This is a genomic window from Streptococcus infantis, from assembly GCF_047463175.1.
Classification (GTDB): Bacteria; Bacillota; Bacilli; order Lactobacillales; family Streptococcaceae; genus Streptococcus; species Streptococcus infantis_AC.
On the sequence record NZ_JASHEJ010000001.1, the window covers coordinates 677,803 to 701,778 of the forward strand.

Sequence of the window (23,976 nt, forward strand, 5' to 3'; positions counted from 1 at the left end):
AAGACTTGATTCCCCAAATCAAGTTCATTTCTATCGTCGTACTCATGTTCTTTCAACCACTCTACCCACGAAAAAACCGAGACTTAGCTAGCTCGATTTTTTTTGAGATAGTGATACAACTTCAGTACAACTGTCCCACTTGCCATTCCAATTGAGATAACGAGGGCCAACATCATCACCAACATTGCACTGGCAATGGCGTTTCTATAGTCGCCTGTCACAAAAAATGAAGTCGTTCGATAAGAGAGATAACCTGGTACCAGCGGAGCCAAGATGGCCAAAGCAAACACAACGGCTGGTGTTTTGTAGAGAATACTCATAATCTGGCTGATACAAGAACCAATTACAGCGGCAATAAAGGTCGCCAAAATAACATTAGTTGGCTCCTTGAGTATTAGATAGAGCAGCCAGATTGACATTCCCAAAACTCCACCAGGAATGAGCATAGAACGTTGGACGTTTAAAACGATTAAAAAAGTGATAATAGCTAGCAGACTAGCTAAAGCCTGCAATAAAAATGTTGTTAGAGTCATATTAGTTCATGAGTAAGAGGGCGACAGAGGTGCCTGCCCCTAAGGCAAGGGTAACCAGCAAGGATTCAAACATCTTGCTCATACCAGAGTTAATGTGATTGGTCATAATATCTCGGACAGCATTGGTCAGGGCAATTCCCGGTACAAAAGGCATGACCGCACCTGCAATGACCAAATCAGCTGTAGAAGGAAAGCCAGAATAGCGCGCCCAAAATTGTGCAATCAAACCGAAGACAAGAGCACCTGCAAAAGCTGTCATAAAGGGAATACGGATAAATTTTTCTACGTAAAGAGAACAGGTGAAAGCAAATATGGTTGCCACTCCTGCACCAATGGCATCGTAGACATTCCCCCCGAACATGATAGAGAAGAAGGGAGCACTAAGGGTCGCTGCAGCAGTTAGCTGAACATTGGTATATGGTGAGGGCTTAGCATTTAATTGCTTAAGTTGAATAAAGGCTGTCTCCAAATCAAGCTGCCCTGATACAAGCTGCCGTGAAATCTGGTTGACATCACACACCTTCTCAATATTATAAGCAGAGGAGGTTACTCGTTTCATTCGAGAGATATTTGTATTTTCAATTGAGAAAAAAATAGCTGCAGGCATGGCCAAAACATTACAATCCATGATGCCTTGTGAATGAGCAATTCGAATCATGGTGTCTTCGACACGATAGATTTCAGATCCATTGCGAAGCAGAATTGTTCCTGCTAACATAATGACATCAATGATTACATTCAGTTTTTTTGATTCGTCCATGTTCCCCTCCTTTTTAAACTCCTTTTATTTTATCATAAATTTTAAGGAAAAAAAATCTTTGTCACAAAAACTGTGACAAAGATTGATTAGTTCTCACCATTATGGTTCTCTGACTGATTATTCGATGACGGAGATGACGGAGATGACGGTGCTGTCGTAGTTTGAGGTTCTCTAATATGTGGTGATGTCTCTCCACGATATGGATTAGCCTGTGATGGATTTGTTGTTGTAGTTGTTTTCGGTTTATAGATAGAAATCTTGATACGAGTTGTATTCAAATCTACACCTTCACCTGGTTTTGGACTCTGACTGACAACAGTTTCCTCAGCAGTTCCTTCTGGAGCTGTAGAGACCTCTACCACTTCAATATTAGCTTCTTTTACACCAACTATCTGAATCAAGTTATTCTTGGTAAATTCAAGACTTGATCCAATATAACTTGGCATAGGAACGCTAGTTACCTTCTTGGCTACTGTCAAAGTAATCTCGGTCGCCTTACTGAGATCATAAGTAGTTCCTTCTGACAGGCTCTGTTTCATAACAAGTCCTGCCTCAGTTTCACTTGATTCCTCTTCTACAACCTTGATGAGATTTTCAGGAACTTTTTTCCCTTTTAACTCTGCAATGACGTCCGTAGATTTGCGTCCAATATAATTTCCAATCTTAAACGATTGCTGACCTGAAGAAATAATAAGACTAACTTTAGTACCTTCTTTGCGAGACGAACCAGCATCTGGATCCGTTCGAATCACTCGACCTTTTTCTACTGTATCACTAGCTTCAGTCTTTTCCTCGCCAATTTCAAAATTAGCTTTTTTTAGATTTTCCTTGGCTTCTGCTACAGTTTGACCTGCTACTTTTGGAATTTCAACGGTAGCTGGCGTTTTTGATACTATCCAAAAGAGAGAAGCCAAGACAAGTATAAAACTAGCTAAAAGCACAAAATACCTTGCTTTGAAACGACGTTTCTTGACTGGTTTTGCAACAGTTCCTTTACTAGTTGCCTTTTGAGTTGGCTTTTGACTCTGAGGACTTTCTTCCTTTGGTTGCACTTTGGGAATTGCTGTTAAAGTAGACTGTGAAATTTTAGGTAAGGTTTTTGTATCAACTTTACTTGTATCTTCAAATACCAGCTTTGGTTCATTTCGACGATTATATGAAAGACTGCTCAATAAGTCAACATACATCTCCGAGACAGTTTGGTAACGGTCTGTCAACTTTTTAGCTGTCGCTTTTATAACTACGTTTTCCAAGGATTGTGGCACTGATGGGTTTTCTGCAATGACAGAAGGAAGTGGTTTTTGGAAATGCTGAAGTGCAATGGTCACAGCACTATCTCCATCATAAGGAATATGACCTGTCAACATTTCGAAAAAGATAATTCCCATTGCATAAATATCACTCTGTATGGTCGCCTTAGAACCACGCGCCTGCTCAGGTGATAGATAGTGAACAGAACCCAACATGGAGTTGGTCTGTGTCAAACTGGTTTCTGCAAAGGCCACTGCAATCCCAAAGTCAGTAACTTTTGCAGTTCCATCAGGAGTCAAGAGTATATTTTGAGGTTTTAAATCACGGTGAATAATCCCCTTTGCATGCGCCAAACGCATAGCCAAGAGAATTTGACCCATGATACGAACAGCTTCCTCGTTTGATAGAGGGTAGTGTTCTTTAATATAACGTTTGAGGTCAAGCCCAGCTACATATTCCATAGCTAGATATTGTTGACCGTCTTCTTCACCGATATCCGTAATTCGAACGATATGAGGATGATCTAGGTCCGCCATCGCACGTGCTTCACGCTGAAAACGTGCAACAGCGATTGGGTCCGTTTGGTAGTTGGTCCTCAGAACCTTCACCGCTACCTCTTCCCCATCCAGAATCAAATCTTTGGCCAGGTAGACATCTGCCATCCCACCACGGCCAATTTGTTTGATAATCCGATATCGTCCGGCAAATATCTTGCCGATCTGGATCATTTTGATTCCTCCTCAATCGCAATCAAGGCAACAGTAATGTTGTCAAGCCCTCCGGCATTGTTTGCAAATCGCACTAAGGTTGCCGCCTTGTCTTCAAGTGAAATATCACTTGTCACGATGTCATAGATTTCACTTCCTGAAATCATATTCGTGAGACCATCACTGTTCATAACGATATAGTCACCAGGTTCCAAGCTTACAATCCCTAAATCAGGTTGAATCTCATCTTTTTGTCCAATAGACTGGGTAATGATATTTTTTTGTGGATGCGCTTCAGCTTCTTCAGGTGTTAATTGACCTGCCTTGAGTAACTCATTGACTAATGAATGATCACTCGTTAATTGGTGGTACTCTTCTCCACGAACTAAGCCGATACGAGAATCCCCAATATGAGCATAGATGGCTTGGTTATCAATGATTGCAAGGGCTTCTAGAGTTGTACCCATTCCTTTATATGCTTCATCACGCCCCAATTGATAAATCTTTTGATTTTCAATTTCTAGGTGTTCTGCAAACCATTCACGAACTTCATTCACGGTATCGATCTGAGTATCTACCCAGGCAACACCTAAATCCGTTACTGCCATCTCACTGGCAATATTACCTGCTCGGTGTCCTCCCATCCCGTCAGCCAAGATAATCATCGTACGACCGGCACGGTTGACAAAAAGATTGACATAGTCTTGATTATTTGTACGTTTCTGACCCACATCTGTTAATAATGAAATCTCCATTGTGTCAGTTCCTTCCTAATTGGATATCTTACGAAATTGGCTGATAAAGAATCCATCACTTCCGTACAATTCTGGAGTAATGAGGATGCAGCCATCTTTTAGGATATCCTTGCATTCGTGTTCTAGTTTAACCTGCTCGAACTCTGGATGACTTTCTAAAAATGCTTGAACAACTTGAAAGTTCTCCTCGGAGACAATAGTGCAGGTACTATAAGTTATTATACCACCTTTACGTAGCGTTTGACAAACACTACCTAATATTTCCAACTGAATTTCCTGTAATGACGCGAAATCAGCAGTGTCTTTGTTATATTTGATATCTGGTTTCCGACGTAAAAGTCCAATCCCTGAACAAGGGGCATCGACTAGAATCTTATCAAATTGATTCTTGCCAAAAAACTCATGCACTTTTCGAGCATCCAGTTTTTGCGTTTGCACACAATCTGCTACACCTAGACGCTCCGCATTTTCTCGAATCAAAGTGAGTTTATGGTCGTAGAAATCCAGAGCTGTTACCTGACCTGTCGTTAGATAAGACGCCATATGGGCTGTCTTGCCACCAGGAGCCGCACAGGCATCCAGGACCTGTTCATCACCTTGTAGATCAAGAGTCGGAGCAACCAATTGACTGGACTCGTCTTGGATGGTTATAGCCCCTTCTGCGAACAAATCATGTCCTGCAAAGTGGCCTTGCTCCTTGACCAGACCAGTATTTGATAAAACAGAATCACTTGCTCCAAGCAATTTTTTGATTTCTTCTTTTCGACTTAAATCGGTCACTCGAATACTGGCTTTGTTACGCTTGAGTAGACTTTCAAAAATCGCTTGCGCTCTCTCTTCTCCGTACTCTTCCTTTATCTTAGAAACCAACCACACTGGTAAAGAGTATGCGATGGAATCACGCTTGTTCTTACGCTTGATACTGGCAATATCTGGCAAACCTTCTCGCAAGATACGGCGAAGGACTGCATTGACCAATTTTTCGCTACCCTTTTTACGAAGTTTTGCAATTTCTACCGCTTCATTGACCACTGCATGATCAGGAAGCTTATCCAAGTATTGGAGTTGATAGACGCTCATGAGAAGCAGAACATAGAGCCAGTTGTCTAGCTTGTCTCTATCCTCAATAAAGTGAGATAAATACCATTCCAAAGTTAGTTTACGGGCTACAGTTCCATAAATAAGCTCTGTCACCAAACCTTTGTCAGTAGCTGACAGTTGACTTCCCTTGAGGTGTTTATTTAAGGCGATATTGGAGTAGGCTTGATTGACAAAGACATCCTCTAGCACCTCTAAGGCTAAACTTCTAGCCGTTTCTAGTTTAGTCACCAAATCGTTCTCCTACAGCCAAACTTCGTCCAACACCGTTGAGGAAGGAAGCAATGTCCATTTTAGGTTTTCCTGCTGGTTGAACCTGTTTGAGAGATAGAGCTCCTTCTGCCGTTGCGACAATCAATTCTTTCTTACCGATGGAGAGTATCTCACCCGGATTCCCCTGACCTTCTACAGGTAGGGCTTCATAGATTTTGAAGCGTTCTCCCTTGAGGAAGGTATGAGCAACTGGCCATGGATTCATCCCACGGATTTGGTTGAAAAGTTGACGGTTGGTCTTGTTCCAGTCCAGTTTCTCCTCCTCTGGTTTGATATTTGGTGAGAAAGTTACTTGGCTTGGGTCTTGCGGTTGAGGCTGAATTTCACCAGCTATATAAGCAGGTAGAGTTTCCAAAAGCAAATCACGCCCAACAATGGCCAATTTTTCAAACAAAGTTCCTACATTGTCCTCATCAGTAATGGGAATACTGCGACGGGAAATCATGTCCCCTGCATCCAATTCCTTGACCATTTCCATAATGGTTACTCCTGCCTCCTCATCACCTTGAATCAAGGCATAATGAATAGGAGCTCCACCACGGTGCTTAGGCAGGAGAGAAGCATGAACATTGACTGCAAAATCCATGCTATCAAGGAGTTTACTTGGGAGAAACTGCCCAAAAGCTGCAGTCACAATTCCGTCAGCTCCCAAATTCATGATAGCTTCCATTTCTGGACTACCTAATAATTTTTCAGGTTGGTAGATAGGTAGGCCTGCCTCTTTGGCAGCTTGTTTTACTGGGGTTTCCTGGATAACTTTTTTACGTCCAACCGCACGATCTGGCTGAGTTACAACCGCTAGAATCTCATAACGATTGTCCGTCAAAAGCCCCTTCAAAACGGTCGCTGAAAAATCGGGAGTCCCCATAAAGATTAGTTTTGTCATCTTTTCTCCTTCTATAAAAATTGTTGCGGTTCGTGGTCAATACTGAGACGAAGTTCGCTATTTTCACGTTCTTGAGTTAGGGCTAAGACCTGATTAAGGGTAGAAGCCAACTCATCTTCTAAACGGTATTTAATCAAAATTTGGTAGTGGTAGAGGTTATGAGTACGAGCGATAGGTTTTGGCGTCGGACCTAGAATTACACTAGCATCCGATAAACCTGACCGCAAAATCTCCATGACTTGATAAGCACGTCTAAGAACCTCTTCTTCTTTTTTATGAGATAAGGTGATTCCGATAGTGAAATAATAAGGTGGATAACCCAACTGACGTCTGATGCCCATTTCATAGGCATAGAAACCTTCGTAGTCCTGATCCTTGGCGAACCGAATGGCATAATGCTGAGGATTATAGGACTGAATCAAAACCTGTCCAGCCTTTTCAGCACGACCGGCGCGACCTGCCACCTGGGTCAAGAGTTGGAAGGTTCTCTCAGAAGAACGGAAATCAGGCAGGTTCAAGGCTGTGTCCGCATTGAGAACACCAACCAAGGTCACATTGGGAAAATCCAAGCCCTTGGCAATCATCTGGGTTCCTAGCAATATGTCCGCTTCACCATTGCCAAATTGTTCAAGTAAAGCTTGGTGACTGCCTTTTTTACGAGTTGTATCCACATCCATGCGTAGAATGCGTGCCTCTGGAAAGAGTTCCGCTAGCTCATCATTAGCCTTCTGTGTCCCCGTTCCATAATAGCGAATGCTACGACTCTGACAGTTTGGACAGACATGAGGGATTTCCTTAGAAAAACCACAATAATGACAGTTCATAGTCTTAGTATCCATGTGCAGCGTCAGAGAAATATCGCAGTTGGGACAGGTATCAACTGTCCCACATTCCCGGCACATGACAAAGCTAGAATAACCACGACGATTGAGCATGAGAACCACCTGCTCTTTTTTATCCAGTCGATCTTGAATGGCCTCAATCAGTGGTGGTGTAAAGTTTGATGTTTCATTCTGCCCGATATAGTCACGGAAGTCAATCAGTTGAACCTCAGGAATACTTGCTAAAGGATTGGCCCGTTGAGTCAAACGTAGATGTTGATAAACACCCTTACCAGCACGCGCACGGCTTTCTAGACTTGGTGTTGCAGAACCAAGGACTAATGCAGCTTGATTGTACTTGGCACGTAAAAGAGCCACATCTCTAGCATGATAACGCGGATTACTATCTTGCTTGTAGCTAGCCTCATGCTCTTCATCGATAATGATAACACCTAGATTTTTCAAAGGTGCAAAAATAGCAGACCTAGCCCCAACAACTACCTGAGCATCTCCACGCTCCACCTTGCGCCACTCATCATACTTTTCACCGTTGGACAAGCCTGAGTGGAGAATGGCAACTTGCTCACCAAAACGAGCAATAAAGCGCTCTGTCATTTGAGGTGTCAGAGATATCTCTGGAACTAGAACAATCGCTGTTTTTCCCATATCCAAGGCCCCTTGGATAATCTGCAAATAAACCTCAGTTTTCCCACTTCCAGTGATTCCTTGAAGAAGAAAGGGAGGATGTTTCTTACCAATCGTTCCAACAACCGCCTCACAGGCCTGTTTTTGCTCTGGGTTTAACTCTAAGGCTTGATTTGACTCGATTCCTTCAAAGTAAGCAGCTGATCGTTGAACTTCCTTCTGAAGAATCGTCAAAGCACCCTGTTCCACAAAGAAGTTAACTTGTTCCCGTGAGTAATGTTCTAACAAAGTAGCCAAAGGAGTACTTTCTGGATGTGCTACTAAATAATCTCGCAGTTCCAATTTCTTCTTGGCACGGTTTGAGATTTCTAGCTTTTCTAATTTTTCAAGATTCACTTGAACCCAAGACTGTGTTTTAACCTTTTTCTGATCTACAGCCTGATACTCTAACTTCAAAAGTCCTTTGCGAGTCAATCGCATCATCTCGGCCTGCTTTTCTAAATCTAGAGATGAAAATGCTAAGGACTCTTGCGAAGCGAATAAACGCTCCTTGTCCTCCTGACTCAAGCCTTCCAGAGGATAGAGGATTTTATCATAGCTAGAATTCAAAAATCCAGGAAGCATGGCTTTAAGAATAGAAATCTTGTATGAAAAAACTGACTTACGTAGTTCTTCGGCCAGCCAGAGTTGTTCCTCCGTTAAGACAGGAGAAAAGTCTAGCACCTCAGCAATTTCTTTCAAGTCCTCGTCTGCCACATCTACATCAGATTGAGACTCCATTCCAAGAACAATTCCCTGAATCAAGCGATTGGCCTTCCCAAAAGGCACATGAACCCGCATACCAACTTCCAGCATGTCTACAAATTCCTCAGGGACCTTATAACTGTATGGTTGATCCGTCTGCATCAAGGGAACATCCACAATGATTTTTGCAATAGCCATATCCTCACCTCCTTCTTTACTTAAATCGTTTCAATTGATTAAGTATTCTTGCAATAGAAAAAATAAGATTGAGTCCCCCCAACCTTAAATTTTTTCACCTTCTTCTTTTTCTTTCGCGATTTGCTCTTTGATTTTCTTTTCTTCTTCTTCTCTCAATCGTCTTTCTTCTTCGATACGACGACGAACAGCTTCGCGTTTTCCTTCTGGATCTGGGTGGATGGTTACATTCCCTGATTCAATTTCTTCCAAGGCACGAAGTGTAGATTTTTCAGATTTGAATTCTTGTGTTGGAGTTGCTCCAGCTTCTAATTCGTGAGCACGTTTTGCTTCCAAGATGACGAGTGAATATTTTGATGGTACCTTGTCAAGCAAGGTATCAATAGAGGGTTTAAGCATCATTTGTTTGTACCTGTTTTCTATAGTTTATCGAATAGTTGGAGACTTTGGTAGCATATCCTGGTAGTGACCGATGACACGATCGACGCGGAAATGTTCTGCTTCAATCACACGTTTGACACGTTCTGCGGCAAGAGGAACATGATCATTGACAATAGCATAGTCATACTCACGCATCAAAGCAATTTCTTCTTTGGCTTTTTCGATACGTTGGGCAATCACTTCTGCACTATCTGTACCACGACCTACGAGCCGGTCTTGTAATTCTTCCAAATCTGGTGGTGTCAAAAAGATAAAGACTGCATCTGGAACTTTTTTCTTGACCTGAAGAGCTCCCTGCACTTCAATTTCAAGGAAGACGTCAATACCCTTATCAAGTGTTTCGTTGACATAAGTCAGAGGAGTTCCGTAGTAGTTGCCTACATACTCTGCATACTCTAACATCTGTCCTTGACGGATCAATTCTTCAAATTCTTCACGCGTACGGAAGAAATAGTCAACTCCATCTACTTCACCTGGACGTTGAGCCCGCGTTGTCATAGATACAGAATATTGGAATTGATTTTCAGAACTCTCAAAAATTTCTCTTCTAACCGTTCCTTTCCCTACCCCAGAAGGGCCTGAAAAAACGATTAGTAAGCCTCGGTCTGCCATGATGTCTCCTTTAGATAGTTTGTGAAATGCCTTGGAAATTCATTCAGAATTCTCTTTGTGAAGGCATTTCTGCTTACTACAATCTTTCTATCTAGTGTAACAAAAAAGCAGTAATTTTTCAACTGCTCTTTCTTATTTATTTTGCATAATCAACTGCACGAAGTTCACGAATCACGGTTACCTTGATATTTCCTGGGTAATCGAGGTTGCTTTCGATTTTCTCACGAACTTTGTGAGCCAAGATTGTGACCTTGTCGTCCTTAATCTGACCTGGATTTACCATGATACGGATTTCACGACCAGCTTGAAGGGCAAAGCTATTTTGAACTCCTTCAAAGCTATTAGCGATTTCCTCTAAATCATGGAGACGTTTGATGTAGCTTTCAAGTGATTCGCTACGAGCTCCTGGACGGGCTGCGCTTAAGGCGTCCGCCGCAGCAACGAGAACTGCAATCACACTTTCAGGCTCTACATCTCCGTGGTGACTAGCAATCGTGTTAATCACAACTGGATGCTCTTTGTACTTGCGAGCTAATTCAGTACCAATCTCAACGTGGCTACCTTCTACTTCTCGGTCAATGGCTTTACCAATATCGTGAAGGAATCCTGCACGACGGGCAAGAGCTGCATTTTCACCAAGTTCGCTAGCCATGATACCAGCCAACTTAGCCACTTCGATTGAGTGACGCAAGACATTTTGTCCGTATGAAGTACGGAACTGCAGGCGACCCATGATCTTCATCAAGTCAGGGTGAAGGTTCGGCGCACCAATTTCGTAGGCTGCAGCTTCACCATATTCACGAATTCTGTTATCAATTTCTTGACGGTTTTTCTCAACCAACTCTTCGATACGAGCTGGGTGAATTCGTCCATCCTTAAGTAAGGTTTCCATCGTCATACGGGCAATCTCACGGCGGATAGGATCAAAACCTGACAAGGTTACCACTTCTGGCGTATCATCAATGATGACATCGACCCCTGTCAAACTTTCAAAGGTACGGATATTGCGCCCTTCACGACCAATGATACGACCTTTCATAGTATCATCAGGCAGATGAACTGTCGAGTTGGTAGACTCAGCTACATACTCACCAGCAATTCTCTGCATCGCTTGGGACAGGATATCCTTAGCAAGCTTATCTGAACGTTCCTTGACTTCTTGCTCCGCCTCACGAATGCGGCTAGCAATTTCCTTGGTCAAGTCTTCCTCTGTTTGGGCTAAGATAATATCTTTTGCCTCTGACTGTGTCAGACTTCCGACACGCTCTAGTTCAGCTTGCTTTTGCTTTTCAATTTCCTCTAGTTGCTCTTCACGTGCATCAAGGTTTTTTGCTCTATCAGAAATACTTTGTTCTTTTTGTTCAAGTGTTTTTTCTTTGTTCGTCAAATTATCGTCTTTACGGTCAAGGCTCGTAGCTCTCTCCGTCAAACGACTTTCGATTTGCTTGAGTTCTTGACGCTCCGACTTAAATTCAGCGTCCACTTCTTCGCGGTATTTTCTGGCTTCCTCTTTAGCCTCCAATAGTGCTTCTTTTTTAAGGGATTTGCTTTCGCTCTTGGCTTCATTTAGTAATAAATCTGCTTCGCGCTCAGCTTGTCCTCGTAAATTAGTTGCTTCTTGTTCAGCATTTAAAAGCATCAACTCTGCAGCCTCTTGTGATGATTTCATCTTGACTGAGATGCTGACATATCCAATGACTAAACCAATGATGACGGCAAAAACAACTATAACAATTGTCATAATTTCCATGTTTTTACCTCAATTTATTTGTTTATCCGAATGACATGCATTCCTATACATTTTACCACAAAAAACTATTTTTAACAAACCTTAAATGGAAGTTGTTATAGTTATTTTTAGGAGCATTATCTTCATTTTCCTTAGTAAAATAAGCTTCTTAAACCTAACTATTTTTTTAAAGAAATTTTTTATAAAAAATAAGAAAAAAGTCTACCTTTCAGTAGACTTAGTTAGTTTCAATTCTGATTGGTACTCTGCCGAAATTTTGTTCTGCGATACTCGGGTGTCCCAGTTGATAAATTTGGTCTGCCTTTTGGGTTATGGCATCCCAGGGTTCTTTACCGATTCGGCTGACTAGATTAACCTGCTCCTTGAGAGCTTTAAGGTGTTGTCTGCCTTTTTCGGTAAATCCAAGGACGTGAATACCTTCTGGCAAGTCACTTTCTCTAGCCTGCACCAAAATATAGATCAAGAGTCGTCGCACACGCGCCTTGGTGTAGCGTTTGGTAGCCACTAACTCGACTAATTCTTCCACAGACTGAGCTGTCTTTATAGCATCCTTGATCCGCACCGCCATTTCTTGATTGACCTGATAAATAGTACTTAAATCTGGATTTGACAAGATTTGATAGCGTAAAAGTGGAAAATAATTTCCCCAGCTCACCTTACAGGCATGCTCAAATAGGGCAACAGAGGGCATAAAGCGTTCTAAGAAATCTTGATCTGATTGATGCTGACGGATAGCTGTCGCTGAAGCAAAAACAACATCCTTGTCCACAGAATGATATCCTGCCCCCTGACGCTTGATTGGATGAAGTTTGATATCTCTCCCAGCAACTGCCTTGGCGTAGGCAAGAGCTAAGACATGATTGGGCGTATCACCCGAAAAATCAAGACCTGCAAATTCCTTCCACATGGCTTGGGTTTTCTGAGGGTAGGAGAGTGAATCAGGTAGATTTTGCACATATTTCTCCATCTCAGCACCACGCTCTGCATATAAGTAAGCGATCTTTTGATAATCCAGAACTTCCTCTGTCCCAAAGGAAAGGGTATCTATGCCCAAACGAGCCAAGAGTTCAACAGCACCTTGACCGAAAAAATCTGCTGCTTGAACACTGACTAAAAAAGGCAATTCCACTACCAAGTCCGCTCCATTCTCTAGTGCCATTTGAGCCCGTGTCCACTTGTCAACGATAGCCGGCTCGCCTCTCTGCATGAAATTCCCAGACATGGCAACAATTTTCAACCCATCTGCCTGTTCTAGCAGGTATTTGTGGCCATTATGAAAAGGATTGAACTCCGCGATAATACCTGTGATGGTCATGGCAATCTCCTACTTCTGCGCGACGAAAAACCAACGGGTGCTAGTTTCTGTAGGCTCTTTATCCTCAAAGTCAGCATAAAGCTTGAAGGACTTAAAACCAGCCTGTTCCAACAAAATATCATAGGTCAAGACTTCGTAGGTTCGCTCCTCATGCACTTCATCGTGACGACTAAAAGAACCATCCGCTTCCTTGACAAAAAAGGTCAACTCATGCACGATGGAGTGAGGAGCATCGTCCTCGTAGGTATCCCAAAGCATAGCAAAGTCTTCTGCATTTTCATGATAAGAATAGCCTGGAAAAACCTCATCTGTCTGGTAGGTCGAATGCACATCAAAGATGAAGACCCCATCTTCATTAAGGGCATTATAAACTTCTTTAAAGACGTCCCCGACTTCCACCTCATCCTGCATGTAGCAGATTGAGTCCGAGTAACATGTGACATAATCGAATTTCCCTGCCTTGGATAAATCCAGCATGTTACCTTCCATAAAATCAATCTTTTGCTTGGCTGAAGTAGCTCTCTTCTCGGCAATCTTCAACATATCTGCACTCAAATCAAGTCCAGTTACATCAAAGCCTGCTTGAGAAAAGCGCACAGACTGAATCCCTGTCCCACAAGCCAATTCCAAAAGTTTCTTTCTGTCCTTGGTTTTAGGCAAATGACGCAGCGAAAAATCCGTCCATTTATCGTATAAACTATCATCCATAACTGCATCGTAAACAGCCGCAAAAGTTTCATAAGTTGCCATAATCATGATACAAAGAGCGTCTCTGGCAAATACCACTCGCTCTTACCTTTCTATCCATTTTCTTCTAAAATAAGCAAATAAAACCCAGTTGACTGCAACTGAGTTCATCTACTAGGCCAAGGTTTCAGATAAATCTACAAAATCTGCCTCATGCCATAGTTTTTCTAGGTTATAGTGAGCACGCATTTCCTCTGAGAAGATATGCACAACGACACCACCAAGGTCAAGTAAAACCCAGCCTCCAGTTGCATCACCTTCAACATGGCTACCTTTAAAGCCTGCTTGGGCTACTTTTTCACGGATATTTTCAGCGATAGCGTCCAATTGACGGCTATTCATAGAGCTCGTGATGACAAAGTAATCTGTCACACTGGTCAATTCTTGTACATCGAGTGCGAGAATGTCCTCGGCACGTTTCTCATCAGCCGCTTTCACGACTAGTTCTAATAATTCTTTTTCGTTCATTTAGTCCTCTTTCAAATAGTGCACATAGGCGTTATAGGTTTCAAGGGTTTGGGGATAAATAGGCAATCCTTGGCGAGCCAAATGTTCCACAGTGCGAGCTGTTTCATAGGCTACTGCCTTATTGAGTGACAAACTTGCAATCTCACGCGCCTGGTCCACCCCTGGAAAGGCACGATTATGCTCGATGTAGTCTGCGACGTAGATAACCTTATCAAGGTCCGTCATCTGATCAGCTCCAACTGTATGAATTTCAATAGCTCGTAGGATTTCAGAATCTTGTAAATCTAAATCTTCCTGAATCTTGTAGATACCGACCATTCCATGCCAGACATTATTACCCCAGTTTTTTAGATTAGAGTCAAGTTGATAACGATCTATCAAGTTTAAAAATTCTTGATCTGATAGCTTTTTAGCATAGTCATGAAGGAGACCTGCCAAACCAGCTTTCTCAACATCCACACCAAAGCGCTGAGCCAATTCTATGGCTGCACGCTCTACACCCAGACAATGGGTTAGACGTTTTTCAGGTAGGAGCTCTGCCATTTTTTCCAACAATTCTTCACGCGAACAGTTGATATAGTCTTGGTATGCCATCAGTAGAGACCTTCTTTCTCGATATAGTCTAACACTGGTTTTGGCAAGAGAAAGTTAGGTGTACGACCTTGGGCGATGAAATCACGTACCATACTGGATGAAATATCCATGAGAGGCACATCCACCCAAATGACTGGATAAGAAGTCCCAGCCTTGTAGCGTGGTCGTTGAACTCCTACAAACTGAACGAGGTCGACCAGTTCATCAATTCTATACCATTTGGGTAAATAGTCTACCATGTCAGCACCGATAATGAAATAGTAATCGGTATCTGGATTCTTCTCTGTCAAAATCTTCATGGTGTCGTAGGTGTAGGAAATTCCCTTGCGCTCCAGCTCGATTTTCTCAATAGCTAAACCTTCGATTCCATCAATTGCCAATTCAAGCATCTTGAGGCGATGATGTTCAGGAATGGTTTCTTTTTTGTCTACGTGAGGTGGTTGGTATTCAGGCATGAGCAGAACTTGATCCAATCCCAACTGCTGGCGCACTTGGTCTGCCACGATAAGATGGGCGTTATGAACAGGGTTAAAATTTCCCCCTAAGATTCCAACTTGCTTGCGTTTTTTATCCTTGATTTCTGGCTCTAACTCCACTTTTGTAAAGGGAGTTAATAATTCGATTGCCATAGGCTAATCTCCTTTAGTCTTCTGTAAAAACAGTTTTTTGGAGTATATTTTTAAATTTCTTTAACTTTTTTAGAAATCTTACGATTTTCTTTCTTGCTTGATTGCTTATACAAAATCAAGATACGGCCGATTTTTTGGACTGTATCCACACCGATTTCTTCTTCCAAGATTTCAGCTACTTCGTGGATGTTTTCATCTGTGTTTTGCAAGAGTGTGACCTTGATCAATTCACGGGCATCAAGTGCCTGACGAACGCTGGTTTTGATTTGGTCGTTGAGTCCATTTTTTCCAATTTGGATGATGGGTTTGAGGGTGTGTGCCTGGCTGTTGAGGAAGGCACGTTGTTTCGATGTTAATGACATAATTCATTTAAAAGAGTTTCTTTTTATACTTTTCTGAAGTGGTGACGGACGTCAGCAAAGTCCTCTGGACTTTCATGACTAAAATTTGAGCCTAAGGTCTCAAATTTTCCGCAGTTGGTACAATCACTTGTACCAACTTACACCACGGCGAAAAGTATCTTCTATGGGCTCGCAGTGCTCGCCTTTATAAAGACAACCCTTTCCTTTCTGTGTTTAAATAATTGCTTTTCGTGTGACGACTCCGACGCCTTCTGGTGCCCAGACGGCGACTTTGGCAGTTCCTGTTACACGGATCCAGCCTAGTCCTGAGATAACGAGGTCTGTCTTATCCTTGATAGCAAAGACATGTTGGACCAGTTTTGGAAAGTCTTCTTTTTCCTTGCTATTCGGTGGTGTAAGGAGGGTTCCAAGGTGCTTGTCGTAAAAGGCACTCGCTCCTTCAAGCTTAGTACGATGAAGTTTGAGTTCATTATCAAAGAAAGCTGTAAATCCTTGCTTTTCTCCTGCAATGAAATCAAATCGTCCCAAGCCACCTAAAAATAGAGTTTGCTCAGGATTGAGCTGGTAGGTTTTAGGTTTGATTTCCTTTTTAGGACTGACATACTTGAGATTTTTGGCCGTCAAGTAATGGGCCATCTGATGACGATGGATAATTCCCGGTGTATCATAGATATAAGAACCATCATCAAGTGGGATCTCAATCTTATCTAAGGTTGTTCCTGGGAAACGTGAGGTTGTGATGACGTTCTGGTCACCCGTAATTTCCTGGATAATAGCATTGATAAGAGTTGATTTCCCAACATTGGTAACCCCAACTACATAGACGTCACGACCCTTACGATAGTGCTCAATTTTATCAATGACTTCCTTGATAGCATGCTTGTTTTGGGCTGAAGTCAGAACGACGTCAACAGGACGTAGACCTTCTTCGTGGGCACGTTCCATGAGCCATTGACTAATCTTACCAGGCTTAACAGACTTAGGAAGGATATCTTTTTTATTTCCAACCAAGAGCACATCATTGCCTGATACAAAGCGAGGCAAGCCTGGGATAACAGAGCCATTAAAGTCAAAGATATCAATCACATTGACCACCAAGGCATCACTGTCTCCCACCTCGTGCAAGAGTTTTAGGAAATCATCATCCGTCAGTTGCACATCCGTGATTTCATTGTAATGACGAAGACGAAAACAACGTTGGCAATAAACTTCACCAGTCTCCAAACCTTTTTCGAGTGCTGACTGAGGCGTAAACCCTAGACCAGTCTTATCTGTCGTCTGAATGGTTGCTCCACAACCAATACAGAGAATTTCTTCCATAGTTAGATTCCTTTTTTATATGTGATAGGCCCGTACTTTTCAGTGATTTGTTTTATGACACGACGCTCACGAGCACGGTTAATCTGTGTTTTGATAGAGTCGTGCTGAACTAAGGGCTTGACCAAAATCGAACGAATCCCAGCACGGTGAGCCGCTCGAATATCCGTCATGAGCTGATCTCCAACCATGACCACTTCGTTTTTCTCATAGTGAAATTCCTTCATGGCGCGGTCAATCCCGAAAGTAAAGGGCTTCAAAGCCCAATAAACATAGTCAATCCCAAATTTTTCAACCGCACGTTGAACTCGTTTTTTAGAGTTGTTGGACACTACGATAATGCGAATACCAGCATCACGAAGGTCATGTAACCACTGCTTCATTTCTGGAGTCCCATCAGGGTTATTCCAAGCAATCAGAGTGTTGTCCAAATCCACCAAAACAGCTTTGATCCCTTGGTTTTTCAGGCTTTGGACTGTCAAATCATAAACTGCTTCCACAGCAAAATCTGGCATGTAATTTTCAATCGCCATTCTGGCTCCTTCTCTTTTATTTTCTAGTAATTTTCTTCAGCCATTGAGATAAGGCTGCCCATAAAATCAAGCTAGCCATTAAGATATAAATCCAAGCATTTGGCTCTTCTGTAAATGGTAGAGGAACATTCATTCCGAAGAAACCTGTAATAACCGCAAGTACTGCTAGTAAGACGGAGATAATAGTCAAAACTGTCAAACTATCATTCAGGTTATTGTTTAGGATGTTGTTGTAAGAAGATGAGAGTTGTTGCAAGACTTGAGAAATCAAGTCTGTCATAGACACCAACTGATGGGCTTCAATCATTGCATCATCAAACTGCTCTCGTTCGACTTCATTAAATCTCCGATAAAGAGCATGGCCCTGGATATGTTCTAAGAGGAGTCGATTTTGTTTTGCCGCTGCTGTTAAGTAAACCATACCAGTCTCCAAGTCAGAGAGGGCGAAGAGATTTTTCTTTGTTGTTCTCTGACGAAGTAAGCTGTTGACTTCATCTTTACTCTTATCCATCTTTTCAATGATTGGATAATAGGCGTTACTAATGATTTCTAGACTAGCAAAAAGAAATTTGTAAATAGAAAGCGACTCATGGCTATCCAGATAAGCTAACATCTGATCAATGACATAAGCATTCTTATGGTTGCTGATGGTAATCATTCGTTTGTTTTCAACGATAAAGGTCATGGGAATCGCTTCATAGTAATCCTTGTCCTTTTCTAAGTCCAGAACATTGTAGATAAAGGTCACAGTCCCATTCTCACGGTTGTAATCCATATGGGCACGTTCATTTTTATCCAGCGCATATTCGATGGTTTCCTTATCCAATCCGTAGATTTCAGATAAATCTTCAAGATTTTTAATTTTTTCTACATCTAGATTGATCCAGACACAACCATTTCCTAATTGCTCATCTAAAAACATCGTTTCTCCTTTACCAAACTCTTTCTATTGTACCATAAATCAAGTAAAATTTCAGTTTAACTCGTCCCTTGAAAAATTGCTAACCACAGTAATATTACGGTTGGGAACAAAGTGGAGAGCCTGGTCTTCACCTCTTAGCTGAGTGGTTCGAATTCCGACACTAACTACTTTTCCCGATACAGTAATGGGACCATTTGTCAAAACAACTTCATCTCCAACATCTAACTGGCGTTCAAAGAGGATGAAAAAGCCATTAACCACATCCGATAAAAAGCCTTGAGCACCCATCCCTATTGCCACCCCAGCAATCCCAGCACCTGCCAGTAGACTTGATACAGGTAAGCCTAGAGTAGATAAAACAAAGTAGAGTAAAAAGAAATAGAGGGTGTAGTTCAAAATATTTTCAATCAATCTAGAAATTGTCTTTTGGCGAGCCTCATCTTTCTGGGAAAATTTTAAGGATGGTTTAACAACTCTTTTCACAACTTGATGGAGAATTATTTTAACGATATAAAAGACAATAAAAAGAAGGACTAGAGAGACTGATTTTGAAAACAACTCTTCTAGAATACTGCTGATATTTAACTTATCGATATAATTTTGAATAAATGTTGGCATAGTAAGCTCCTTTCCTAACATTATACCATAAAACGATATCTGAACCAGTTTGGTAAATATTCATTCTGCCTATACTATTATTAGATTCACTTGATTTCAAAACATATTTATACTATAATCAAACCACTACATGGAGAACAAATTATTTTCTCAATAACTCTCTTGGAATAGACCTTTCTACCTCATCTACTACCAAAACTTTAAAGCATTTATCTCAAGGAAAGTATTCTATGTCTATCACACAACGCACTCTTAAACTAGTCCTAGCAACTTGTTTTGCTTGTTTACTAGCTTACTTTTTTGATTTGTCATCAGCTGTTTCAGCTGGTATCATTGCTATTTTGAGCCTCTCTGATACACGAAGAAGCACGATCAAGCTAGCCCGCAATCGACTTTTTTCAACTCTTCTAGCTCTCTTAGTTGGTGTTATTGCCTTTCAACTAACTGGTTATCATATCTGGAGTTTTGGACTCTACTTAGCAGTCTATGTTCCCCTTGCCTATAAACTGGGTTGGGAAATTGGAATCACTCCTAGTAGCGTTCTGGTTAGCCATCTCTTAATCCAACAATCAACAGCACCAGCACTTTTACTGAATGAGCTCTTACTCTTCCTAATCGGTACTGGCTTTGCACTTCTGGTCAATCTCTACATGCCTTCACGTGAAAAAGAAATTCAACATTATCATACTCTTGTTGAAGAAAAACTCAGGGATGTTCTTCTACGGCTTTCTTACTATCTGAAAAGAGGAGATGGCCGTAATCAAGCTCAACTTGTAAATGAACTTGACCAACTACTTGATGATGCTCTTAAGCTAGTTTACCTCGATCACTCTGACCATCTCTTTCACCAGACAGATTATCATATTCACTACTTTGAGATGCGACAAAGACAAACGCGTATCTTAAGAAATATGGCTCAACAGATCAACACATGCCAACTAGCCGCTAGTGAGAGTTTGATTGTCGCTCAGCTCTTTTCAAAAACAGCTAGTCAATTGAGTCAAACCAATCCAGCCTATAACTTATTGAATGATATTGAGAGCTACCTAGAGGTGTTTCGCAATCGATCTCTCCCTAAAACTAGAGAAGAGTTTGAGACACGGGCTACGCTTCTACAACTCTTTCGTGAATTAGAGCATTTTATCCAGATAAAAGTAGATTTCTACAACCGTTATTCTGACAAAAACAGTAACAAATAAAAACTTCTATCGGCAACTCAGTTGCTGATAGAAGTTTTTTTGTTATGAATAGATTTAATTTTCGCGCTTCTTTCGAATCGATATGAGACTGATATCTCTCAAACTAAAGTAAGTAAGAGCCAGCATTCCCAATGTAATAAAGATTTCTGCTGGAAGTTGGAAAATCTGTAGGGCAGACAAGAGCAACAAGATTACGAGGGCAACAAGTCCAAAGACTAATATTACAACATTGACCGTCCCCTTGATACTTTGAGGTGTCGCAAATACATAGAGTAGTAATAAGAGTATCCCTATGATTAAATAGACCATCTTTATCTCTTTCTAGCTCTTATTCAGCTGATTTTTTCTTTTTGTTTGCTTTCTCACGCTCTGCCTTGTTAAGGATTTGTTTACGCAAACGAATCGATTCAGGCGTTACTTCCATATACTCATCGTCGTTCAAGAACTCAAGTGATTCTTCAAGAGTCAAGATACGAGGAGTTTTGATAACCGCTGTTTGGTCCTTAGTAGCAGAACGAACGTTAGTCATTTGTTTTGCTTTCGTGATATTAACAGTCAAGTCATTTTCACGAGAGTTTTCACCGATGATCATTCCTTCGTAAACCTCAGTACCTGGGTTGACAAAGATCGTACCACGTTCTTCGATAGACATGATAGAGTAGGTTGTAGCCTTACCAGCATCGATCGAAACAAGGGCACCACGGTGACGTCCACCAATTTCCCCTGGAATCAATGGCAAGTATTGATCGAAGGTATGGTTCATGATCCCGTAACCACGAGTCATTGACAAGAACTCAGTTGAGTATCCGATCAAACCACGCGCAGGAACTAGGAAGACCAAACGAGTTTGACCATTACCTGTTGCAATCATATCCAACATTTCACCCTTACGTTCAGAAAGGCTTTGGATAACAGAACCTTGGTATTCTTCTGGTGTGTCGATTTGCACGCGCTCAAATGGCTCGCACTTCACACCGTCAATTTCTTTGACGATAACTTCTGGACGAGATACTTGAAGCTCATAACCTTCACGGCGCATAGTCTCGATGAGGATTGACAAGTGCAATTCCCCACGTCCTGAAACTGTCCATTTATCTGGTGAGTCTGTTGGATCTACACGAAGAGATACGTCTGTTTGCAACTCAGCTTGAAGACGCTCTTCAACCTTACGAGAAGTGACCCATTTACCTTCACGACCAGCAAATGGTGAGTTGTTAACCAAGAAGGTCATTTGAAGAGTAGGTTCGTCGATGTGAAGAACTGGAAGAGCTTCAACTGCATCTGTTGGAGTGATTGTTTCCCCAACGAAGATGTCTTCCATACCTGATACGGCAATCAAGTCACCAGCCTTAGCTTCTTGGATTTCACGACGTTCCAAACCAAAGAAACCAAAGAGTTTTGTAACACGGAAGTTCTTGGTTGTACCATCCAATTTAGAAAGAGTAACTTGGTCTCCGACCTTAACAGTACCACGGAAGACACGTCCGATACCGATACGACCAACGAAATCATTGTAGTCCAAGAGTGACACTTGGAATTGAAGTGGCTCGTCTGAGTTATCGATTGGAGCTGGAATGTGGTCAATAATGGTATCGAAGATTGGCGCCATAGTCTTTTCTTGGTCGGCTGGATCATCTGACAACGAAGATGTTCCGTTGATTGCTGAAGCATAGACTACTGGGAAGTCAAGCTGATCATCATCGGCACCAAGCTCGATGAAGAGTTCCAAAACTTCATCCACTACTTCTGCTGGACGAGCTGATGGTTTGTCAATTTTATTGATAACAACGATTGGGACAAGGTCTTGTTCCAAAGCTTTTTTCAATACGAAACGAGTTTGAGGCATAGTACCTTCGTAAGAATCCACTACCAAGACTACACCGTCAACCATTTTCATGATACGTTCAACTTCTCCACCGAAGTCCGCGTGTCCTGGTGTGTCCATGATATTGATACGAGTTCCGTTGTAGGCAACTGCTGTATTCTTCGCAAGGATGGTAATTCCACGCTCTTTTTCAATATCGTTTGAGTCCATTGCACGTTCAGCTAATTCTGTACGCGCATCAAGAGTTTCAGATTGTTTTAATAATTCGTCAACGAGGGTTGTTTTACCGTGGTCGACGTGGGCGATAATCGCGATATTACGGATATCTTCTCTTAATTTTGTCATGATTTCCTCTGTTATATTCAAAAATTTATTTTCTAACTGAGCAATTATACCACAATTTTAAGCAAATGACTTAACTCAAGTAAGTGTAAATGTTTTCAAAAGAAAATTCATGACTTATCTTTTCTTTTCAAAAATCCCGACTTGTGATAAGATAGGCTGGTATGCGTTTAGATAATTTATTAGCCCAGGAAAAAATCAGTCGAAAAGCCATGAAACAGGCTCTCCTAAAAAAAGAAATCTTAGTAGATGGAGTCCCTGCTACTTCCCTTGCACAGAATGTTGATACGGGATTACAAGAGTTGATTTTTCAGGATAGAAAAATCCAAGGATATGAGCACACCTATCTCATGCTTCACAAACCAAATGGTGTCGTGACAGCAAGCAAGGACAAGAAGCTCCCAACGGTTATGGACTTACTACCTCAACACCTCCAATCAGACCAACTCTATGCTATCGGTCGGCTAGATCGAGATACGACAGGGCTCCTCCTCTTAACGGACAATGGACCTCTAGGTTTTCAACTTCTCCACCCTCAATATCATGTCGATAAAACCTATCAAGTTGAGGTGAACGGCTTGCTCACACCAGATCACATCCAGCAGTTCAAAAACGGGATTGTCTTTCTTGATGGAACTATTTGTAAACCTGCTCAGCTTGTGATTCTATCTTCAAGCCCTAGTCTCAGCCGAGCCACCATCACCATCTCTGAAGGGAAATTTCATCAGGTCAAGAAAATGTTTCTCTCAGTTGGTGTCAAGGTCACTGCCCTCAAACGAGTTCAGTTCGGAGATTTTCTATTAGATCCTGACCTAGCAGAAGGTCAATACCGACCCATGAATCAAGAGGAATTGAAAATCATTAAAAACTATTTAGAGAAAAGTAGATAAAACAAAAAAGCTTTAAATTTAAAGCTTTTTGTTTATTGCTTATCTAAAAAATACTGCGACGGCTACAATCCAGTTAAGTACAGAAATGACAATCCCTACGATATTAAGAATTTTTTCTGTTTTATACACTAGTTCAGATTGTTTTTCGTGCGAATTAGCCAAAACAAGTCCAACGATACCCAAAATAAGACCTACGACTGGAGATAACAAACCAAGGACGATAGATAGGATACCTAAAACAAGTGAGGCTTTTTTCTTTTCTTGCATAATAAAAACTCCTTAAATTTAATACAAATTAATTATATCACAAAAAGCTAAAACTTTATATTAAACATATGTGACAGATTTATTTCACATTGTTAGCTAGTCTTAACCTTGCCTGTCCAAGAATCTAACCCGTAAGAAAGGATATAAATTTCTGAGAAACCTTGTTTTTTCAAGAAAAGTGCTGCATTGGTTACACGTTGCGCACGTTGGTTTTCATATAGAAGGACAGGCTTATCCTTGCGAAGAGCTGCAAGACTTGTCTTCAATTGATTTGAAGGAATATTACGAGCTCCGAGGATATGTTTTCTGTGGAAGTCAGCTGGCTCACGCAAGTCAATTAGCTGACCTTTACGAATCAAAGATTCAAACTCTGCATTGTCTACAATTTTTGCTGCACGGCGAATACGAAGATAGTTGTATCCCATCCATCCCAACATCGCCACTACAAGTCCCCATAATACCCAAGTTACCATAATA

General features: G+C 41.5%; 26 protein-coding genes. 2 read left to right on the top strand and 24 right to left on the bottom strand.

Annotated elements, in window-relative coordinates; genetic code table 11:
• Positions 1 to 83: 83 nt before the first annotated feature.
• The 20 genes from QM859_RS03505 to QM859_RS03600 form a co-directional block, all read right to left on the bottom strand.
• On the bottom strand, positions 84 to 533 hold the full coding sequence (locus QM859_RS03505; protein WP_006148936.1) for a threonine/serine exporter family protein: 450 nt from the start codon (positions 531 to 533) through the stop codon (positions 84 to 86).
• Between the two features lies 1 nt (position 534).
• Positions 535 to 1,293 (bottom strand): threonine/serine exporter family protein, encoded by a 759-nt coding sequence (locus tag QM859_RS03510; RefSeq protein ID WP_414262141.1) that lies wholly within the window; start codon positions 1,291 to 1,293, stop codon positions 535 to 537.
• 86 nt (positions 1,294 to 1,379) lie between these two features.
• Positions 1,380 to 3,272, bottom strand: coding sequence for a Stk1 family PASTA domain-containing Ser/Thr kinase (gene pknB / locus QM859_RS03515; protein WP_414262142.1), 1,893 nt, complete (start codon positions 3,270 to 3,272; stop codon positions 1,380 to 1,382).
• Complete coding sequence (locus QM859_RS03520) at positions 3,269 to 4,006, bottom strand: Stp1/IreP family PP2C-type Ser/Thr phosphatase (protein WP_036759242.1); 738 nt, start codon at positions 4,004 to 4,006, stop codon at positions 3,269 to 3,271. The genes pknB and QM859_RS03520 overlap by 4 nt, the downstream gene beginning before the upstream one ends.
• A gap of 15 nt (positions 4,007 to 4,021) precedes the next feature.
• Positions 4,022 to 5,335 carry a 16S rRNA (cytosine(967)-C(5))-methyltransferase RsmB gene (gene rsmB / locus QM859_RS03525; protein WP_414262143.1) on the bottom strand — a complete coding sequence of 438 codons (1,314 nt, stop codon included), beginning with the start codon at positions 5,333 to 5,335 and terminating at the stop codon, positions 4,022 to 4,024.
• Positions 5,328 to 6,263: a methionyl-tRNA formyltransferase gene (gene fmt / locus QM859_RS03530; RefSeq protein WP_414262144.1), complete on the bottom strand. Its 936-nt coding sequence runs from the start codon at positions 6,261 to 6,263 to the stop codon at positions 5,328 to 5,330. The genes rsmB and fmt overlap by 8 nt, the downstream gene beginning before the upstream one ends.
• Positions 6,264 to 6,274: 11 nt before the next feature.
• Entirely contained in the window at positions 6,275 to 8,671 is a 2,397-nt protein-coding gene (locus tag QM859_RS03535) for a primosomal protein N' (protein ID WP_414262145.1), read from the bottom strand.
• An 84-nt stretch (positions 8,672 to 8,755) separates the two neighbouring features.
• Positions 8,756 to 9,070, bottom strand: a complete 315-nt coding sequence (rpoZ, locus tag QM859_RS03540) for a DNA-directed RNA polymerase subunit omega (protein WP_004251389.1) — start codon at positions 9,068 to 9,070, stop codon at positions 8,756 to 8,758.
• Positions 9,071 to 9,094: 24 nt separating this feature from the next.
• On the bottom strand, positions 9,095 to 9,721 hold the full coding sequence (gene gmk, locus QM859_RS03545) for a guanylate kinase (protein ID WP_000775049.1): 627 nt from the start codon (positions 9,719 to 9,721) through the stop codon (positions 9,095 to 9,097).
• Between the two features lie 136 nt (positions 9,722 to 9,857).
• Positions 9,858 to 11,471: a ribonuclease Y gene (locus QM859_RS03550; RefSeq protein WP_004251393.1), complete on the bottom strand. Its 1,614-nt coding sequence runs from the start codon at positions 11,469 to 11,471 to the stop codon at positions 9,858 to 9,860.
• A 217-nt stretch (positions 11,472 to 11,688) separates the two neighbouring features.
• Positions 11,689 to 12,786, bottom strand: coding sequence for a nucleotidyltransferase (locus tag QM859_RS03555; RefSeq protein ID WP_414262146.1), 1,098 nt, complete (start codon positions 12,784 to 12,786; stop codon positions 11,689 to 11,691).
• A 9-nt stretch (positions 12,787 to 12,795) separates the two neighbouring features.
• Positions 12,796 to 13,536: a class I SAM-dependent DNA methyltransferase gene (locus QM859_RS03560; RefSeq protein ID WP_414262190.1), complete on the bottom strand. Its 741-nt coding sequence runs from the start codon at positions 13,534 to 13,536 to the stop codon at positions 12,796 to 12,798.
• 111 nt (positions 13,537 to 13,647) lie between these two features.
• Positions 13,648 to 14,001: a ribosome silencing factor gene (rsfS, locus tag QM859_RS03565; protein WP_414262147.1), complete on the bottom strand. Its 354-nt coding sequence runs from the start codon at positions 13,999 to 14,001 to the stop codon at positions 13,648 to 13,650.
• Positions 14,002 to 14,595 carry a bis(5'-nucleosyl)-tetraphosphatase (symmetrical) YqeK gene (gene yqeK, locus QM859_RS03570; protein WP_414262148.1) on the bottom strand — a complete coding sequence of 198 codons (594 nt, stop codon included), beginning with the start codon at positions 14,593 to 14,595 and terminating at the stop codon, positions 14,002 to 14,004.
• Entirely contained in the window at positions 14,595 to 15,224 is a 630-nt protein-coding gene (locus tag QM859_RS03575) for a nicotinate-nucleotide adenylyltransferase (protein ID WP_414262149.1), read from the bottom strand. Before QM859_RS03575 ends, yqeK begins: the two co-directional genes overlap by 1 nt.
• 50 nt (positions 15,225 to 15,274) lie before the next feature.
• Positions 15,275 to 15,586 carry a ribosome assembly RNA-binding protein YhbY gene (gene yhbY, locus QM859_RS03580; RefSeq protein WP_000060171.1) on the bottom strand — a complete coding sequence of 104 codons (312 nt, stop codon included), beginning with the start codon at positions 15,584 to 15,586 and terminating at the stop codon, positions 15,275 to 15,277.
• Positions 15,587 to 15,799: 213 nt separating this feature from the next.
• On the bottom strand, positions 15,800 to 16,906 hold the full coding sequence (gene yqeH / locus QM859_RS03585) for a ribosome biogenesis GTPase YqeH (RefSeq protein ID WP_414262150.1): 1,107 nt from the start codon (positions 16,904 to 16,906) through the stop codon (positions 15,800 to 15,802).
• Between the two features lie 2 nt (positions 16,907 to 16,908).
• The gene (locus QM859_RS03590; RefSeq protein ID WP_006148952.1) at positions 16,909 to 17,436 is read right to left on the bottom strand and encodes a YqeG family HAD IIIA-type phosphatase; all 528 of its coding nucleotides are present in this window, start codon (positions 17,434 to 17,436) and stop codon (positions 16,909 to 16,911) included.
• 16 nt (positions 17,437 to 17,452) lie between these two features.
• Entirely contained in the window at positions 17,453 to 18,358 is a 906-nt protein-coding gene (locus QM859_RS03595; protein WP_371500483.1) for a magnesium transporter CorA family protein, read from the bottom strand.
• Positions 18,359 to 18,409: 51 nt separating this feature from the next.
• Complete coding sequence (locus QM859_RS03600) at positions 18,410 to 18,976, bottom strand: mechanosensitive ion channel family protein (protein WP_414262151.1); 567 nt, start codon at positions 18,974 to 18,976, stop codon at positions 18,410 to 18,412.
• A gap of 230 nt (positions 18,977 to 19,206) precedes the next feature.
• Here QM859_RS03600 and QM859_RS03605 point away from each other — a divergent pair, with 230 nt between their 5' ends.
• A complete protein-coding gene (locus QM859_RS03605) occupies positions 19,207 to 20,175 on the top strand; it encodes an aromatic acid exporter family protein (protein ID WP_414262152.1) in 969 nt (322 codons plus the stop codon).
• Positions 20,176 to 20,229: 54 nt separating this feature from the next.
• Here the strand turns inward: QM859_RS03605 and QM859_RS03610 are convergent, their stop codons facing one another.
• Together QM859_RS03610 and typA are read right to left on the bottom strand one after the other, a co-directional pair.
• Positions 20,230 to 20,484 (bottom strand): DUF3165 family protein, encoded by a 255-nt coding sequence (locus tag QM859_RS03610; protein WP_006148956.1) that lies wholly within the window; start codon positions 20,482 to 20,484, stop codon positions 20,230 to 20,232.
• Positions 20,485 to 20,503: 19 nt separating this feature from the next.
• Complete coding sequence (gene typA / locus QM859_RS03615) at positions 20,504 to 22,345, bottom strand: translational GTPase TypA (RefSeq protein WP_006148957.1); 1,842 nt, start codon at positions 22,343 to 22,345, stop codon at positions 20,504 to 20,506.
• Positions 22,346 to 22,506: 161 nt separating this feature from the next.
• Here typA and QM859_RS03620 point away from each other — a divergent pair, with 161 nt between their 5' ends.
• Positions 22,507 to 23,232: a 16S rRNA pseudouridine(516) synthase gene (locus QM859_RS03620; protein WP_414262153.1), complete on the top strand. Its 726-nt coding sequence runs from the start codon at positions 22,507 to 22,509 to the stop codon at positions 23,230 to 23,232.
• Positions 23,233 to 23,271: 39 nt separating this feature from the next.
• Here QM859_RS03620 and QM859_RS03625 read toward each other — a convergent pair whose 3' ends face one another.
• Together QM859_RS03625 and QM859_RS03630 are read right to left on the bottom strand one after the other, a co-directional pair.
• Positions 23,272 to 23,499, bottom strand: a complete 228-nt coding sequence (locus QM859_RS03625) for a DUF4190 domain-containing protein (RefSeq protein WP_414262154.1) — start codon at positions 23,497 to 23,499, stop codon at positions 23,272 to 23,274.
• Between the two features lie 92 nt (positions 23,500 to 23,591).
• Complete coding sequence (locus QM859_RS03630; RefSeq protein WP_414262155.1) at positions 23,592 to 23,972, bottom strand: rhodanese-like domain-containing protein; 381 nt, start codon at positions 23,970 to 23,972, stop codon at positions 23,592 to 23,594.
• Positions 23,973 to 23,976 lie beyond the last annotated feature (4 nt).